The sequence below is a fragment of the Rhizobium phaseoli genome (genome assembly GCF_003985125.1).
Classification (GTDB): Bacteria; Pseudomonadota; Alphaproteobacteria; order Rhizobiales; family Rhizobiaceae; genus Rhizobium; species Rhizobium phaseoli.
On sequence record NZ_ML133579.1, the window covers coordinates 37,321 to 53,880 of the forward strand.

Consider the following 16,560-nt stretch of genomic DNA (forward strand, 5'->3'; position numbering starts at 1 on the left):
ACCTTAGTTGCCCATCGTTTCTTCGAGCTCTTTCAGCTCTTTGGTGCGCTTGTCCGTCTCTTCCGCCAGGCATCCGGCAACCAGCATCGGCTCCATCGTGCCACCGCGGGCCTGAAAGCCGAAGGCGTCGCATTGGGCGTCGCGATAGTCGATCCAGGCACGCTGCGCTTTCACCAGCGCCTTTTCCGCGCCCTTCATGTCGCCGTCGAGATCCTTGTCGATCGCCGCCATGGCGGCGCGGGTCTTCTTGTATTGCTCGTTCAGCGCCTTGTCGGCAGCATCGTGACGCGCCACCTCGCAAGAGGTCATGTCCGATTGCGTCTTGGGGTTCTGGCAATCGATATCCTGAGCGGAGACGTGACCTGCCGTCAGCAGCATCGCCGCCCCGATGAGGAGGATATTCAAACGCATGCATCCCCCCGTTAAAGCTTGCCCATCACCAGCTGACGGAAACCATAGACCTCCCGCTTGCCGGCAAGCGGGATCAGCGTCACGGAACGCGTCTGACCCGGTTCGAAGCGCACGGCCGTTCCAGCTGGAATATCGAGCCGCTTGCCGTGCGCGGCCGCGCGGTCGAAGGAGAGGCCGGCATTGGTCTCGGCGAAATGATAGTGGCTGCCGACCTGCACCGGCCGATCGCCGGTATTGGATACCTCAAGCGTCACCGTCGGCGCGCCGGCATTCAGTTCGATGTCGCCGCTGGCGGCAATGATTTCGCCCGGAATCATCTCGTTCTCCTTAAGCTGCCCGGGGTGCGCAGCCCTCGGCCTTCAGCACGCGTTTCGTCGACGCCGGGTGTTTGGCGAGCATCGCTGCCGGGCGGATGGGTCTGGCAACGAGATTGCCGCCGCAATTCGGGCAGGCGCCCTTCAGCACATTGTCCACGCAATCGGCGCAGAAGGTGCATTCATAGGTGCAGATCCGCGCCTCCATGCTCTCCGGCGGCAAATCCTTGTCGCAGCACTCGCAATTGGGTCTGAGTTCCAGCATTCTATTTCCTCACCTGATCGGTTCGTGCACGGTAACGAGCTTGGTGCCATCGGGGAATGTCGCCTCGACCTGCACGTCGTGGATCATCTCGGCAATGCCTTCCATCACCTGATCGCGGCTAATCACATGGGCGCCGGCCTCCATCAGTTCGGCGACAGGGCGGCCGTCGCGGGCGCCTTCGACGACGAAGTCGCTGATCAGCGCGATCGCTTCGGGATAGTTCAGCTTGACGCCGCGCTCGAGCCGCCGCCGCGCCACCATCGCCGCCATTGATATCAGCAGCTTGTCTTTTTCTCTCGGAGTGAGGTTCATTGCTTGCCCATCTGCTTGATGCTTAGCTTTAGAGATTCCAGACTTTCGGCACAGGCGCACCATTGCGCAAGACGGAAATAACCGGGATCAGGATTTTTCTCAGCGTGAAGCCGTCAGCCGCAGCAAGGCGTACGATCAGCTTGTTGCTCCAGGCGCTTGCGCCGCCCATCGCCCCCTCAAGGAGGGGCCGGACCCTGCCGAGATAGGCCTCCGCCAGCGGCCCGGCATAAAGCAGCGTCGCGAAGGCAACTTGCCCGCCGAGCACCGCCTGGCGCGCCGAAAGCGCCGCCACACCCTCGGAAAGCCTGAGCTCCTCGGCATGAATCAGCCGGCCCGAGCGTTGGATGCGCCAGCGGTCGCGAAAGAGACCCCTGTCTACCGTCTCGCCCATGGCCTTGCGGCCGAGCAGCACGGCTTCGACGGCCAGGAATTCGGCGCTCTCGTCGAGGTCGACATCAAGGCGGCGGAAGAGCGCCGCCCGGTCGAACAGGATCGTTTCCTGCGGCAGCCAGTCGACGCGCGCCCCCGCCCCCGCTTCGATGCGGGTCGTCACCTCGGCGACGCCGGCCGAGGCCTTGTAGATCTTTTCGCAGGCTTGGGTGGTGACGTCGATCTTGGTGCCGGCGCCGGCAACGACGCTCCAGTCCATCCGGTCGCCGCCGGTCAGCCCGCCAGCGGTGTTGATGATGACGGCCTCCATCGAGGCGTCGAACGTATCCGGCAGGCGGATCTTCGCCGCCCCCTCCTGATAGAGCTGGCGGAGACGCGTGCGGCCGTCGAGCAGCTTTGCCGCCAGATGTCCGCGTCCCTCCGCTCTTTGCGGTCTCGTGCCGGCCGCCGCAATCGTCATGTCGTCCTCTTCAGTCGCGCCATCGGCTTTTATCAATCGCGCGGATGATGGAAAGCAAGCAATTCCCATGCCGCCCGAGGAATGCCCGCGGCCCGCAGGGGAGACCGGCGAAGCGTTGCAACCCCTGCCGTAAAAAACGGCATCTGCCGGTCAAACGGTCAGGTGACGACGAGCCTCCGGCGTATCGAGGCTTTCGGCAAGTCCTTCATGCACGATCTCGCCGCGGTCCATGATATAGACGTAATCGGCAAGCTCCCGGCAGAAGTCGAGATATTGCTCGACGAGCAGGATCGCCATGCCGGTGGAATCACGCAGGTAACGGATCGCCCGGCCGATATCCTTGATGATCGACGGCTGGATGCCCTCGGTCGGCTCGTCGAGTACGAGAATCCTCGGCCGCGTCACCATGGCGCGTCCGATCGCCAGCTGTTGCTGCTGCCCGCCGGAAAGATCGCCGCCCCGACGCGAGAGCATCGACTTCAGCACCGGGAAGAGGCTGAAGATGTCATCGGGGATGTTGCGGTCGCGGCGGCCGAGCGGTGCAAAGCCGGTTTCGAGATTTTCTTTCACCGTCAGCAACGGAAAGATTTCGCGTCCCTGCGGCACGTAGCCGATGCCCTGCTTGGCCCGGGCAAAGGGCGGCAGGCCATTCAGCCTTGTATCGTTGAAGGTGACGGTGCCGGCCGACAGCGGATGCTGGCCGGTCACGGCGCGCAAAAGCGAACTCTTGCCGACGCCGTTGCGCCCGAGCACGCAGGTAATCTTGCCCATCTCCGCTTTGATCGAGATGCCGCGCAGCGCCTGCGCAGCGCCATAATGCAGATTTGCGTTTTCGACTGTCAGCATCCCTTCACCCATTCCCCATCAGTTCATCAGTGTGCGCCTCAGCGTCTGCAAGGCGTGCTCCTGTTCGTTTGTTCTTTCGCCGCCGGCCGCGGCCACGTCCTCGGCAATGCCGATCAGTTGCTGGCGCTCCTGCATGTCGAGCGCCTTTAACCAAAGATCCCGGAACCGGCGGATCGGATCTTCGGGACTGGTGACGTTCTTCGACGCCCACTCACCGAAAACCAGAACCTCTTCCATGTCGCCCGGCCGGATGATGCCTTTCATGCGATTGCGGACGACGTCTCTCGCAGCGTCGAGATGGATTGGCTTTTCCTTGGCGAGGCAGAAGAAGAAGGCCACCGCCGCAATCGCCGGATCGGCGATTGACGCCAGCGGCGCTGCCGCTGCCTGCTTTCGTAATTTTCCGCGCTTATAGACGCCCCGCATGCGCTCGACGGAATCGATGATCTCGCTTCCCGCCTCACGCATCATTTTCAAACGCCAATACCAAACGGCCGCGCCGCTGATCGCTACGACCAGAATGCCGAGAAAAGCCATGATGAAGCCCCACAATAAACCCCACCCGTTTTAGAGCGTTTTCTCTTGTCGGGTTCAAGCCTCTAAGTTGCATTGATCACCGCCCCAGATAGTTCTCGATCACCTTGGGATCGGAGCTGACGAAATCGATAGATCCCTCGGCCAGCACTGAGCCTTCCGCAAGGCAGGTCACCTTGACGCCGAGGTCGCGGATGAAGCCCATATCGTGCTCGACGACGACGACCGAGCGGGTCTTGGCAATGTCCTTGAGCAGGATCGCCGTCTCCGCCGTTTCCGCGTCGGTCATACCGGCCACCGGCTCGTCGACGAGCAGCAGCTTCGGCTCCTGCGCCAGCAGCATGCCGATCTCCAGCCACTGCTTCTGCCCGTGCGAGAGGTTGGCGGCCAATTCGTCGCGCCGGTGCGTCAGCCGCACCGTCTCGAGGATCTCCTCGATCCGTGCCTTGTCCTCGCCCGAAAGCCGGTAGAACAGCGTCGAAAACACCGAGCGGCGGCGATTCAGCGCCAGCTCCAGATTGTCCCAGACCGTATGGCTCTCGAAGACAGTCGGCTTCTGGAATTTGCGGCCGATGCCGAGCTCAGCGATATCTGCTTCGTCCTTCTTGGTGAGGTCGATGGTGCCATTGAAGAACACCTCGCCCTCATCGGGCCGGGTCTTGCCGGTGATGATATCCATCATTGTCGTCTTGCCGGCGCCGTTCGGGCCGATGATGGCGCGAAGCTCGCCCGGCTCGATAACGATCGAGAGCGAATTCAGCGCCTTGAAGCCGTCGAAGGAAACGGAGACGCCGCTGAGATAAAGCACGCTGTTGGGTTTGACGTCGGGGATCATGGCGCCTACTCCGCTGCCTGGATTTTCGGCTCGATGCCATCTTCCCGCGCCGCCGCTGGTGCAGCTTCGGCAACGGGTTTCCGACTGGCGAGATAATGCGCGATCGTGCCGACCACGCCCTTCGGCAGGAACAGCGTGACGGCGACGAAGAGGCCGCCGAGCGCAAACAGCCAGAACTCCGGGAAGAGGCCGGTGAAGATCGTCTTGCCGCCATTGACGAGGATCGCGCCGATGATCGGCCCGATCAGCGTCCCTCGCCCGCCGACAGCCGTCCAGATGACGACTTCGATCGAGTTGGCGGGCGCGAATTCGCCCGGATTGATGATGCCGACCTGCGGCACGTAGAGCGCGCCTGCTATGCCCGCCATCATTGCCGAGACGACGAAGGTGAAGAGTTTGAAATTCTCGACGCGGTAGCCAAGGAAGCGCGTGCGGCTTTCCGCATCTCGCACGCCGACCAGCACCTTGCCGAACTTCGAGCGCACGATGGCCGAGGCGATTGTCAGCGACAGCGCGAGGAAAATCGCGGTCGCGGCAAAGAGGCTGGCGCGCGTGCCGTCCGCCTGAATGTTGAAGCCGAGGATATCCTTGAAATCGGTCATGCCGTTATTGCCGCCGAAGCCCATGTCGTTACGGAAGAAGGCAAGCAGCAGAGCATAGGTCATCGCTTGGGTGATGATCGAGAGGTAGACGCCGTTGACGCGGGAGCGGAAGGCAAACCAGCCGAAGACGAAGGCGAGCAGGCCCGGTACGGCGAGCACCATCAGCGCCGCGAACCAGAAGTGGTCGAAGCCGTACCAGAACCAGGGCAGCTCCTTCCAGTTCAGGAACACCATGAAGTCGGGCAGCACAGGATCGCCGTAAACGCCGCGCGAGCCGATCTGGCGCATCAGATACATGCCCATCGCATAACCGCCGAGCGCGAAGAAGGCGCCGTGGCCGAGCGAGAGGATGCCGCAGAAACCCCAGACGAGATCGAGCGCCAACGCCAGCAGCGCATAGGTCAGATACTTGCCGAACAGCGCCATGATATAGGTCGGGATGTGCAGCGGATGGCTCGGGCCGGTCGCAAGGTTCAAGACGGGCACCACAATGGCGACCGCCAGCAGCAGCGCGACGGCGACAGAGATCCTGCGATCGAGAGACCGGAGAAGGAAGGCCGTTATCATGCTTCCACCGCCCTTCCTTTGAGTGCGAAGAGCCCGCGCGGACGCTTCTGGATGAAGAGAATGATGAGGACGAGCACCAGGATCTTGCCGAGCACGGCGCCGGCGAAGGGCTCGAGGAACTTGTTGACGACGCCGAGCGACAAGGCGCCGACCAGCGTGCCCCAGAGATTGCCGACGCCACCGAAGACGACGACCATGAAGCTGTCGATGATGTAGTTCTGGCCGAGGTTCGGCGAGACGTTGTCGATCTGCGAGAGCGCCACACCCGCCATGCCGGCAATGCCGGAGCCGAGCGCGAAGGTGAAGGCGTCGACCCAGCCGGTGCGAATGCCCATCGATGAGGCCATGCGCCGGTTCTGCGTCACCGCCCGCATCTGCAGCCCGAAGGCGGAGCGCTTGAGCAGCATCAGCAGCGCCAGGAATACCACAAGCGAAAAGACGATGATCCAGAGCCGGTTCCAGGTGATGACCAACCCGCCGAAATCGAATGCGCCGGACATCCAGCTCGGATTGCGGACTTCGCGATTGGTCGGGCCGAAATAGCTGCGGATTGCCTGCTGCAGGATCAGCGACACGCCCCAGGTGGCGAGAAGCGTTTCCAGCGGCCGGCCGTAGAGATAGCGGATCACCGAACGTTCGATCACCAGGCCGACGAGGCCGGTGAAGAGGAAGGCGGCCGGCACCGCGAAGGCCAGCGAATAATCGGCGAGCGAGGGAAAGGCCGAGGCGATGGTTTCCTGCACCACATAGGTCGTATAGGCGCCGATCATCACCATCTCGCCATGCGCCATGTTGATGACGCCCATGACGCCGAAGGTGATGGCTAGGCCGATGGCCGCAAGCAGCAGCACCGAGCCGAGCGACAGGCCGTACCAGACGTTCTGGACGATATCCCAGAGTGCGAGATCGCGGTTGATCGTATTGATCTCGGCCTGGATCGCCGGTTTCAGATCGTCAGGCGCGGTCGTCATCGCCGTCGACAGGATCGTCAGCGCATCGCGGCCGCCGCGCGCGGCGATCGTATCGATCGCGGCCTTCTTCTCCTCGATGCCGGCGTCGCTCTTCAGCACCATCACGGCGCGCGCCGCTTCCATCGTGTTTTTGATCTCACCGTCCTTCTCGGCTGACAGAGCCGAATTCAGCAGATCGAGATTGGTGGGATCAGCATCCTTGAGCATGCCCTCGGCAGCAGCGAGCCGCGCGGAACGATCCGGGCTCAGCAGCGTCAGCTGGCTCATCATCGTCGTGATGGTCGTGCGCAGCGCATTGTTGATCTTGACCTTCGACATCATGTCGGGATCGAGGTCGGCGACCGCCTCGCCGGTGATCGGATCGGAATAAGTCGGTTCGTCCTCCGTGCCGCCCTGCACGAGCACAGGACCGCCTTCCGAATTGACGTAGAGCTGGCCGTCGCTCAGTTGCTGCAGGATGCGGCTGACACGCGAATCCCCGGAAGCGACAAGCGCCCGGATGGCCGCCTCGCGTTCGGGAAAGCCGCCGACGCCGAGCGCATCGACAAGGGCATGCACATCGTCCTGGGCGCGAAGGCCGGCCATCGGAAGCGTCAGCCCCGAAAACATCAGGCACAATGTCAGAAGAAAAATCTTGATGGCGCGAAACATCGCTCTCTCGCCTCGATGGTCATCGGCCTTTCGGCGCAGCGGTAAGGACGAGCTTCCGCCCGGATCAGGTCCGGACGGAAGTCTTCTGTCGACGGAACAAGTGTGTCAGGAACCCTTGCCGCCGCACTTGCCGGTTGCGACGTTGAAGTTGCCGCAGTTGAGGGGCTTGCGCCAATCGGAGATCAGGTCCTTCGAGTCCGGCAGATAATCCGACCATTCGTCGCCGACGACGGCAGGCGTCTGCTGGACGATCTCGAACTGGCCGTCGGCCTGGATTTCGCCGATCAGCACCGGCTTGGTGATGTGATGGTTCGGCATGACGGTCGCATAACCGCCGGAGAGGTTCGGCACGGTGACGCCGATGATGTTGTCGAGAACGGCATCCGTATTGGTGGTGCCGGCGGCCTCGACGGCCTTCACCCAGGCGTTGAAACCGATATAGGCTGCTTCCATCGGGTCATTGGTCACGCGCTTGTCGTTCTTGGTGAACGCATGCCATTCCTTGATGAACTTCTTGTTGGCCGGGCTTTCGACCGACTCGAAGTAGTTCCAGGCGGCGAGATGGCCGACGAGCGGCTTGGTGTCCAGACCGGCCAGCTCTTCTTCGCCGACCGAGAAGGCGACGACCGGGATGTCTGTTGCCTTGATGCCCTGATTGCCGAGTTCCTTGTAGAAGGGCACGTTGGCATCGCCGTTGATGGTGGAGACGACGGCGGTCTTCTTGCCGGCCGAGCCGAATTCCTTGATGTTGGCGACTTCCGTCTGCCAGTCGGAGAAGCCGAAGGGCGTGTAGTTGACGAGAATGTCTTCCTTCGGGATGCCCTTGGATTCGAGATAGGCTGCAAGGATCTTGTTGGTCGTACGGGGATAGACGTAGTCGGTGCCTTCGAGCACGAAGCGCTTCACCCCCTCGGTTTTCATCAGGTAATCGACAGCCGGGATCGCCTGCTGGTTCGGCGCCGCACCGGTATAGAAGATGTTGCGCGAGGATTCCTCGCCTTCATACTGGACGGGGTAGAAAAGCAGCGAGTTCAGTTCTTCGAAAACCGGCAGGACGGATTTGCGCGAGGACGACGTCCAGCAGCCGAACACGGCGGCGACCTTGTCCTTTTCGATTAGCTCGCGGGCCTTTTCGGCAAAGAGCGGCCAGTCGGAGGCCGGATCGACGACGACGGCTTCGAGCTTCTTGCCGAGAAGGCCGCCCTTCTTGTTCTGCTCGTCGATGAGCATCAGCATGGCGTCTTTCAGCGTGGTTTCGGAAATTGCCATCGTGCCGGAGAGCGAATGCAGCACGCCGACCTTGATCGTATCGTCGGCAGCAACTGCACCATGGAAGGCGGCCGACGCCGCCATGACGGCGCCGAGCGCAGCGCCGGTTAGAATGGATTTGAGATTCATTTGGTTGATCCCCTCTCTTGTTCCGCAACAGGCCTGAAACGGAAGTGAACTGTTGCCGAGGGGACTATCGGGTGCTGCAGCGCGAAAACACATACGCAAAATGACGTAGGCCAGGGGGTCAAATGCGCAGGCCGAAAAAGCAAAGGGCATCCCCGCAGCCGGGGATGCCCTCTCGCTTCGCGACGAAAAATCAGCCGTCGATTGTCAGAGTAACCGCGGTCGGGCCGTAGGAGAGGCTCGCCCTGTGGCCGGAGATCGTGAACTTGCCGAAGCTGCCGGTGATGCTGCTAGCCTTCAGGATCTCGATCTTCGTCCCGGGCGCCGGGACAAAGCCATGGGCAAGCGTGACGTCGATGTCGCCGGCGAGGGCCGCTTTACCAGCGACGACAAGCGTGCCGGCGCCGTTCGCGCCGAGCGCCAGCTTTGCCGTTGCATTGGCGGACTGCTGATAATCGCCGCCCACGGCCACCGGCTTATCGGCCGCCACGACGAACGAACCGCCATTGACCATCAGCCCGCCAGTGCCGAAGGCCGAGGGCGAGCCGGCAACCAGCGCCCCCTCTTCCAGCACGGTGCCGCCGGCATAGGTGTTGGCGCCGGAAAGGCCGAGAATGCCGCTGCCGCGCTTCACCAGCTTGCCCTTGCCGCCGATGTCGTTGCGCCAGGTATCGATCGCATTGAAGCCGCCCTTTGCCGCATCCATCGTCACGGTCACGTCCTGATCGAAGGCGCCATATCCGTCGGCGGCAGCAAATAGGTTGAGGCGACCGTAACCCTCCGCGTCGTCGAGGAGCGGATAGCCCGAGGCGATCTCCGTTGTGCCAAGCACCTCGCGGCGCTGTTCGCCGTCGAGATAGGGAAGACGCGTTTCGAGAAGCGCTTCGGCGCCCTGCGGCACGCGGGCCAGCCTATCGGTCGGATGAATCGTCGGCATGCCATAGCTCAGGCGCTGCAGTACATAGGCGCGGTTGGCATCATGATCGGCGAAACGGTCTGCGGCAAGCGGCGCTGTATGGGCGGCAACTTCGAGCGCGCCTGCATCCTGGACACCCGATTTGGCGATCAGCCACGATTGTGCCTGCGCGTAAGCGTCACGCTTCAGCGCGGCATTGTCGGTCTTGTTCAGGTTATAGACGACGGTGGCGGTGCCGAGCATCCGGCCGCCCATCACGTCGAGCGGAGAATGCATGCCGGCAAGGATGCGGTCTTCACCCATTTCGCTGGCGCGCGTGATCATTTCCTGAAAACGCTGCGGTACGAGATAGGCCATGGCAAGCGCATCCCGCCAGGCTTCCGCCGTATGTCCGCTTGGGAACCCGCCATCCTCGACCGGCTTGCCGCTCTTGGCAGGCTCCAGCGTCGGGACGACGGATACGTCCTGGCTCCAGCGGTATGGACGGCCATATTTGAAATAGCGCTTGGCAGGTTCCGTCGAACCGTCGCCGCTTGCGGCATTGATGAAGTCGATGGCGAGGCCCATGTCCGGGTTGGCATCGGTCTTGTTTTCGGTGTCCGGCTTGCTGCCGGCGCCGCGATTATTGCCCTTGTCGTCATATTTGACCGTCGTCGCGTCGGCCGCCACCTCGGTGATCGTGGTGGTCTGCTTGGAGCCGGCCTTCCAGGCATCGGTCAGCGGGCCGAGGCCGTCGACGATGCTGGCATTCTTGCCGCGCCGGTCGTCGAGATAGGCGGCAACAGCCTGCTCGGCTGTCCGCGCCTTGGTCGCCTTGACGACATAGGCGATGTTCGCATCATGGACGCGCTTGTTGACGATCTGGCCGTCAGTCTTGCTGAAGGGAATGCCGTCCCAATCCGTCTTGGCGACCGCCGGGCAATTGTCCTTGGTCGGTGCTTCAACGCCGGCGTCGACAAACGGCGTGCGCGGGGTCCAGACTTCCAGGAAGCCGGAGAGAAGGTGAACGGCGGCATTGGTGTCCACCGTCGAGAAGCAGGCATCACCGCGTTTGTTGGTGTTTCCGGCCTCGACATAAGGCGCTTTCGCCGCCGTGGCCTGCTCGGCGCCGGCGAGCGACGGCACGATCGAAACGAGGCAGACGAGAGCGGTGCTCAGGCGGAAAAGGCTTGAAGCAGACATGGATGATACCTGAAATGGTTGGAGGAACGGCGGGAGAGTTAGAGGGCTAGTGTGACAGAGCGGCTTCAAAAATATGGCAGTTCAATGAATCTGCCAGTGCTCCGCCCCTTGCCTTTCTGACCCATCCCGCCAAAACTGTTCCGAGACGATAGGCCAACCGGAATGCCGGAAGGAAGACATGGCAGCGCGCCAACGCATCATTCCGGTAAGACGCGAATATAATCGCTGGGTCGCCAACCAGACGCTGGAAGATTATGCGCTGCGTTTTACCGCAAAGAGCGCCCGCCACTTCTCCTCCCAGCGCATCGCGCAGACGGCAATCGGTGCGATCTCCTTCCTGGCGCTCGAGGCGATCGGCGGCGCCATCACCCTTTCCTACGGCACCACAAACGCCTTTTATGCCATTATCGTCGCCAGCATCGCCATGCTGGCGATCGGCCTGCCGATCAGCCGCTACGCCATTCGCCACGGCGTCGATATCGATCTGCTGACGCGCGGCGCCGGTTTCGGCTACATCGGCTCGACCATCACCTCGCTGATCTATGCGAGCTTCACCTTCATGCTGTTTGCGATCGAGGCCTCGATCATGTCCGGCGCGTTGGAGCTGACGCTCGGCATTCCACTCTGGATCGGCTATATCGTCAGCGCCGTCATGGTGATCCCGCTGGTGACGCACGGCGTGCGGCTGATCAGCAAGTTCCAGCTGATGACCCAGCCCTTCTGGATCGTGCTGAATATCCTGCCGTTCCTCTTCATCGCCTTCATGGACTGGGAAAAATTCGATCTCTGGCGTGCCTTTGCCGGCATCCGCCAAACGTCCGGCCCGCCAGGCACCGTTGCCGCGTTCGATCTGGTGCAATTCGGGGCAGCCTCGGCGGTCATCCTGGCGCTGATGTCACAGATCGGCGAACAGGCCGATTTCCTCCGCTTCCTGCCGCCGGAACCGCGGCGCAAGTGGCGCCATCGCCTGGCCGTCTTCCTTGCCGGACCCGGCTGGGTCGTCATTGGCGCGCCGAAACTGCTTGCCGGCTCCTTCCTGGTGGTGCTGACCCTCGCCTCGGGCGTGCCCGTCGATCGCGCCGCCGACCCGGCGCAGATGTATCTGACTGCCTTCGGCTACATGGTCCCCTGGCACAATGCCGCGCTGCTGCTGATGGCCGCCTTCGTCGTCGTCTCGCAGTTGAAGATCAACGTGATGAATGCCTATGCCGGCTCGCTTGCCTGGTCGAACTTCTTCTCGCGGTTGACCCACAGCCATCCCGGCCGCGTCATCTGGCTGGTCTTCAACGTCGCGATCGCCCTGCTCTTGATGGAGCTCGGCATCTACCAGCTGCTGGAGGAGACGCTCGGCATCTTTTCGATCATCGCCATGGCCTGGCTGTGCACGATCTTCGCCGATCTCTTCATCAACAAGCCGCTGGGGCTCGCACCTCCCGGCATAGAATTCAAGCGCGCCCATCTCTACGACATCAATCCGGTCGGCCTCGGCGCCATGGCGCTGTCGGCAACGGTGTCGCTGATCGCTCATTTCGGCGCCTTCGGCCCGCTCGCCGCCTCGCTTGCCCCCTATATCACCCTTGTCGTCGCGCTCATCGCTTCGCCGGCACTCGCCTTTGTGACGAAAGGCAAGTTCTATCTCGCCCGCAAGCCGCGCCAGAGCTGGAAGAACCTGACGAACATCACCTGCTCCGTTTGCGAGCACCCTTTCGAGCCGGAAGATATGGCATGGTGCCCGGCCTATGCCGCGCCGATCTGTTCGCTCTGCTGCTCGCTCGACAGCCGCTGCCACGACATGTGCAAGCCGGCTGCCCGTTTCAATGCGCAGGTCGGCACCGTCGCCAAAGTCCTGCTGCCGGAAACCATTCTGGGCAAGTTGACGACCCGCCTCGGCCGCTACGGCATCGCCGTCGTTCTGGCCCTGGCCGCCATCGGCGCGATCCTGGCGATGATCGCCCATCAGGTCGCCGCCGCCTCCCCCGAGACGGCCGAGGTGGTCAACCGCACCATCCTGGTCGTCTTCTTCGTCTTTTCGGTGATATCGGGCGTCGTCTGCTGGTTCTATGTGCTCGCCCATGACAGCCGCGTCGTCGCCGAGGAGGAATCGTCGCGCCAGAACACCCTGCTGCTCAAGGAAATCGCCGCCCACAAGAAGACCGACGCCGCCTTGCAGAACGCCAAGGAGACGGCCGAAGCTGCCAACCGCGCCAAGAGCCGCTATGTCGTCGGCCTCAGCCATGAGCTGCGCACGCCACTGAACGCCGTCCTGGGTTATGCCCAGATCCTCGAGCGCGACGACACCATCCCTGCGCCGCGCCAATCCTCGATCAAGGTCATCCGCCGCAGCGCCGAGCATCTTTCCGGACTGATCGACGGCCTGCTCGACATCTCCAAGATCGAGGCCGGCCGCCTGCAGGTCTATTCCAACGAGATCAACATCCAGGATTTCCTCGACCAGATCGTCGAGATGTTTCGCCCGCAGGCGCAGGCGAAGGGGCTCGCATTCGGCCATCGACGCTCGCCGACCCTGCCGCAATTCGTCCGCACGGATGAAAAACGGCTGCGCCAGATCCTCGTCAACCTGCTCTCCAATGCCATCAAGTTTACCGATCAGGGCAGCGTCACCTTCGATGTCGGCTATCGCAGCCAGGTGGCGACCTTCACCGTTGCCGATACCGGCCGCGGCATCACCGAGAAAGACCTGCCCCGCATCTACGAACCCTTCCAGCGCGGCGAGGCCGAAAGCGTACGGCCGATGCCGGGTCTCGGGCTCGGTCTCACCATCACCCGGCTGCTGACCAACACGCTCGGCGGCGAGATTTCGGTCTCGAGCGTGAGGGACGAGGGCTCGACCTTTCGCGTGCGGCTGATGCTGTCGGCCGTCATGCGCGCTGCCGCCCCGCCACAGGAAAAACGTATCGTCGGGTATGACGGCCCGCGCCGCACGATCGTCGTCGTCGACGACAATGAGGATCACCGCGAGATGATGCGCGAAATCCTGGCGCCGCTCGATTTCATCGTGCTGACGGCGGCCGGCGGCGCCGAATGCCTGACGCTGATCGACGGCATCATACCGGATCTCTTTCTCGTCGATATCCTGATGCCCGGCATGAACGGCTGGCAACTCGTCTCACGCCTGCGCGAGGCCGGCCAGACGGCGCCGATGGTGATGCTTTCGGCCAATATCGGCGACGCAGCGGTCTTGAGCGACAGCGACGACAGCCACAATGATGCAATAGGCAAACCGGTCGACATCCGTCAGCTGCGCGACAAGCTCGCTTTGCATCTCGGCCTGAAATGGATCTATGCCGACGCCACGCCCGCCGTTCCTGTCAGGATTGAAGCACCGTTGTTGAGCCCTGGCGCTGCCCATGTGCAGGAATTGCTGCGGCTGGGCGAGATCGGTTACATCAGGGGCATAGAAGCCAAGCTTTCGGACCTTGCCAAGGCGGAGGCAAATCGGCCATTCACCGAGGCTCTTCGACCTTATGTCGCCGCCTTCGATCTGACCGGCTTCATGACCTTCCTGCACGACTTCGACGAAAAGGTGGAATCCATTGGCTGAGCCGGCCCTGCCCCGCGACATCGTTCTGCTTGTCGATGACTCGCCCGAAGCGCTCGGCTTCCTGACCGATGCGCTCGAGCAATCCGGCTTTGCCGTGCTGATCGCCACATCGGGCACGGCAGCACTCGGCATCGTCGAGCGCATCACGCCCGATCTCATCCTGCTCGACGCCGTCATGCCCGCCATGGACGGCTTCGAGACCTGCCGCAGGTTGAAGGCGAATGCCGCAGTGGCGCAGGTGCCTGTCATCTTCATGACAGGCCTGACCGAAACCGAACATGTCGTGCATGCGCTGGAATCGGGCGGCGTCGATTATCTCAGCAAACCGATCAATATCGACGAGCTGCGCGCCCGCATTCGCGTCCATCTCAGAAATGCCCGCTCGACCCAGAGCGCCCGCGTCGCCCTCGATGCCGCCGGACGCCATCTGCTGGCGGTCAAGAGCGACGGCGCGATCCATTGGTCGACGCCGCAGGCAACGCGCCTTGCCAACGCCGCCATGGGCAGCGACGACGGCATGGAAATCGTCGTCCACCATATCGCCGGCTGGATGCGCGACCGCGTTGCTGCAGCGCGCGACGGCATCATCTCGATCGCCCATGCCGGCCAGGCGGCATTGCAGCTCGCCTTCCTCGGCGCGATCGGCCCCGACGAATATCTCTTCCGCCTCACCGCTGCCAATCAGCGCAGTGACGACGAGGTGCTGCGCCAGCGCTTCTCGCTCACCCAGCGCGAATCCGAAGTGCTGCTCTGGATCGCCAAGGGCAAGCCCAACCGCGACATCGGCGAAATTCTGGGGCTATCGGCGCGCACCGTGAACAAGCATCTCGAACAGATCTACGTGAAGCTTGGTGTCGAAAACCGCGCATCGGCCGCCGTGAAAGCGACGCATGTGCTGCACGAAATGTGAGCGAGAGCATGATGCCGAAAAGTGTGAGCGGTTTTCGGACGACATCATGCTCTAACTCTTTAATTAGAACAGGATTCAGATTTTAGTCCGACCGGACCCTAAAATCATCCTGTTCTAGTCGGCGGCATGGGATAGCCGCTGCCGAAATTGCCGAGGATTTTCGCGACGGCCTGGATCGGACAGCCCCTTCGGCAACAGATCAGCGGCACTGCCGTAGACGGACATTGAACTTCCATAAACAAAGAAGCCCGGTCGGAACCGGGCTTCGATCTCATCTCCCGAAAAGGGAAGTCAGGCTTACATGCCCTGCGGAACGTAGGTGTACTTGCCGTCCGCGCCCTTCTTCCATTCGTACATGATGTAGCCAGGAATTTTCGGGTCGCCCTTTTCGTCGAACGAAATGTCGCCGAGAACCGTCGGGAACGGACCCTTTTCCTTCATGGCCGTGGCAACGGCTTCAGGATCCACCGAACCGGCAGCCTTGGCAGCACCGGCGATCGCCTGCATCGCAGCATAGGAGTAGAGCGTGTAGGCTTCCGGGTTGAAGCCGGCGGTCTTGAACTTCTCGACGAGTTCCTTGTTGGCCGGGTTCAGCGTCGGGTCGGGACCGAAGGTGTTGAGCGTACCGGCAACGGCGTCACCAGCGATCGAGGCCAGTTCGTTCGAAACGATACCGTCACCCGAAACCAGCGTTGCCTTCAGGCCCTGGTCGGCAGCCTGACGGATGATGAGACCGGCTTCGGTGTGCAGGCCGCCCCAATAGATGATCGAGACGCCAGCTTCCTTCATCTTGGCGATGAGGGCCGAGAAGTCCTTGTCGCCGACGTTGATGCCTTCGTACATGACTTCGGTAAGGCCGGCAGCGTTCATGGCCTTCTTGGTTTCGTCGGCAAGGCCCTGACCGTACGGGGTCTTGTCGTGAACGACGGCGATCTTGGCATCCTTGAAGTGGTCGGCAAGATACTTGCCGGCGATGGCGCCCTGCTGGTCGTCACGGCCGCAGGTGCGGAACGTGTTCCAGAGACCGCGCTCGGTGAACTTCGGGTTGGTAGCAGCCGGGGTAATTTCGAGAATGCCGTTTTCGGCATAGACTTCCGAAGCCGGGATGGAAACGCCCGAGTTGAAGTGACCGATGACGAACTTGACGCCGTCGGCAACGAACTTGTTGGCGACCGAGATGCCCTGCTTCGGATCGGAAACGTCGTCGCCGAGTTCGATCTTGATCTGCTCGCCGTTGATGCCGCCGGCTGCGTTGATGTCGGCAGCTGCCTGCTCGGCACCCTTCTGAAGCTGAGCGCCGAAAGCGGCGTTCGGGCCGGTCAGCGGACCAGCGACAGCGATGAGAACGTCGGCCCGTGCGACGCCGCTGAAGGCGACCATCGCCGTCAGGGCCACCGCCGACAGAAGAGACTTCTTCATATTGTTACTCCCAATTTT

Annotated in this window: 15 protein-coding genes; 2 read left to right on the top strand and 13 right to left on the bottom strand. The window is 62.3% G+C overall.

Features of this window, described 5'->3' with window-relative positions; genetic code table 11:
* Positions 1-3 precede the first annotated feature (3 nt).
* The 12 genes from EFD56_RS22030 to EFD56_RS22085 form a co-directional block, all read right to left on the bottom strand.
* Positions 4-411 (bottom strand): lysozyme inhibitor LprI family protein, encoded by a 408-nt coding sequence (locus tag EFD56_RS22030; protein ID WP_126906279.1) that lies wholly within the window; start codon positions 409-411, stop codon positions 4-6.
* 11 nt (positions 412-422) lie between these two features.
* Positions 423-728, bottom strand: a complete 306-nt coding sequence (locus EFD56_RS22035; RefSeq protein WP_004675639.1) for an urease subunit beta — start codon at positions 726-728, stop codon at positions 423-425.
* A 10-nt stretch (positions 729-738) separates the two neighbouring features.
* Positions 739-990 carry a DUF1272 domain-containing protein gene (locus EFD56_RS22040; protein ID WP_012484973.1) on the bottom strand — a complete coding sequence of 84 codons (252 nt, stop codon included), beginning with the start codon at positions 988-990 and terminating at the stop codon, positions 739-741.
* 9 nt (positions 991-999) lie between these two features.
* Positions 1,000-1,302 (bottom strand): urease subunit gamma, encoded by a 303-nt coding sequence (locus EFD56_RS22045; protein ID WP_007816043.1) that lies wholly within the window; start codon positions 1,300-1,302, stop codon positions 1,000-1,002.
* A 28-nt stretch (positions 1,303-1,330) separates the two neighbouring features.
* Positions 1,331-2,152, bottom strand: a complete 822-nt coding sequence (locus EFD56_RS22050; protein ID WP_126906280.1) for an urease accessory protein UreD — start codon at positions 2,150-2,152, stop codon at positions 1,331-1,333.
* 150 nt (positions 2,153-2,302) lie between these two features.
* Entirely contained in the window at positions 2,303-2,998 is a 696-nt protein-coding gene (gene urtE / locus EFD56_RS22055) for an urea ABC transporter ATP-binding subunit UrtE (RefSeq protein WP_012484975.1), read from the bottom strand.
* Between the two features lie 18 nt (positions 2,999-3,016).
* Complete coding sequence (locus tag EFD56_RS22060) at positions 3,017-3,535, bottom strand: hypothetical protein (RefSeq protein ID WP_012484976.1); 519 nt, start codon at positions 3,533-3,535, stop codon at positions 3,017-3,019.
* A 76-nt stretch (positions 3,536-3,611) separates the two neighbouring features.
* Positions 3,612-4,367, bottom strand: a complete 756-nt coding sequence (gene urtD, locus EFD56_RS22065) for an urea ABC transporter ATP-binding protein UrtD (protein ID WP_004675649.1) — start codon at positions 4,365-4,367, stop codon at positions 3,612-3,614.
* A 5-nt stretch (positions 4,368-4,372) separates the two neighbouring features.
* The gene (gene urtC / locus EFD56_RS22070; RefSeq protein WP_126906281.1) at positions 4,373-5,536 is read right to left on the bottom strand and encodes an urea ABC transporter permease subunit UrtC; all 1,164 of its coding nucleotides are present in this window, start codon (positions 5,534-5,536) and stop codon (positions 4,373-4,375) included.
* Positions 5,533-7,158, bottom strand: coding sequence for an urea ABC transporter permease subunit UrtB (gene urtB / locus EFD56_RS22075; protein WP_126906282.1), 1,626 nt, complete (start codon positions 7,156-7,158; stop codon positions 5,533-5,535). Before urtB ends, urtC begins: the two co-directional genes overlap by 4 nt.
* A 105-nt stretch (positions 7,159-7,263) precedes the next feature.
* Complete coding sequence (urtA, locus tag EFD56_RS22080; protein ID WP_126906283.1) at positions 7,264-8,556, bottom strand: urea ABC transporter substrate-binding protein; 1,293 nt, start codon at positions 8,554-8,556, stop codon at positions 7,264-7,266.
* Between the two features lie 190 nt (positions 8,557-8,746).
* The gene (locus EFD56_RS22085; RefSeq protein ID WP_126906284.1) at positions 8,747-10,651 is read right to left on the bottom strand and encodes an acid phosphatase; all 1,905 of its coding nucleotides are present in this window, start codon (positions 10,649-10,651) and stop codon (positions 8,747-8,749) included.
* 178 nt (positions 10,652-10,829) lie between these two features.
* Here EFD56_RS22085 and EFD56_RS22090 point away from each other — a divergent pair, with 178 nt between their 5' ends.
* Together EFD56_RS22090 and EFD56_RS22095 are read left to right on the top strand one after the other, a co-directional pair.
* On the top strand, positions 10,830-14,213 hold the full coding sequence (locus tag EFD56_RS22090; RefSeq protein WP_126906285.1) for a hybrid sensor histidine kinase/response regulator: 3,384 nt from the start codon (positions 10,830-10,832) through the stop codon (positions 14,211-14,213).
* Positions 14,206-15,123 (top strand): response regulator transcription factor, encoded by a 918-nt coding sequence (locus tag EFD56_RS22095; RefSeq protein ID WP_126906286.1) that lies wholly within the window; start codon positions 14,206-14,208, stop codon positions 15,121-15,123. Before EFD56_RS22090 ends, EFD56_RS22095 begins: the two co-directional genes overlap by 8 nt.
* Positions 15,124-15,420: 297 nt before the next feature.
* Here the strand turns inward: EFD56_RS22095 and EFD56_RS22100 are convergent, their stop codons facing one another.
* A complete protein-coding gene (locus EFD56_RS22100) occupies positions 15,421-16,542 on the bottom strand; it encodes a branched-chain amino acid ABC transporter substrate-binding protein (RefSeq protein ID WP_004675671.1) in 1,122 nt (373 codons plus the stop codon).
* Positions 16,543-16,560 lie beyond the last annotated feature (18 nt).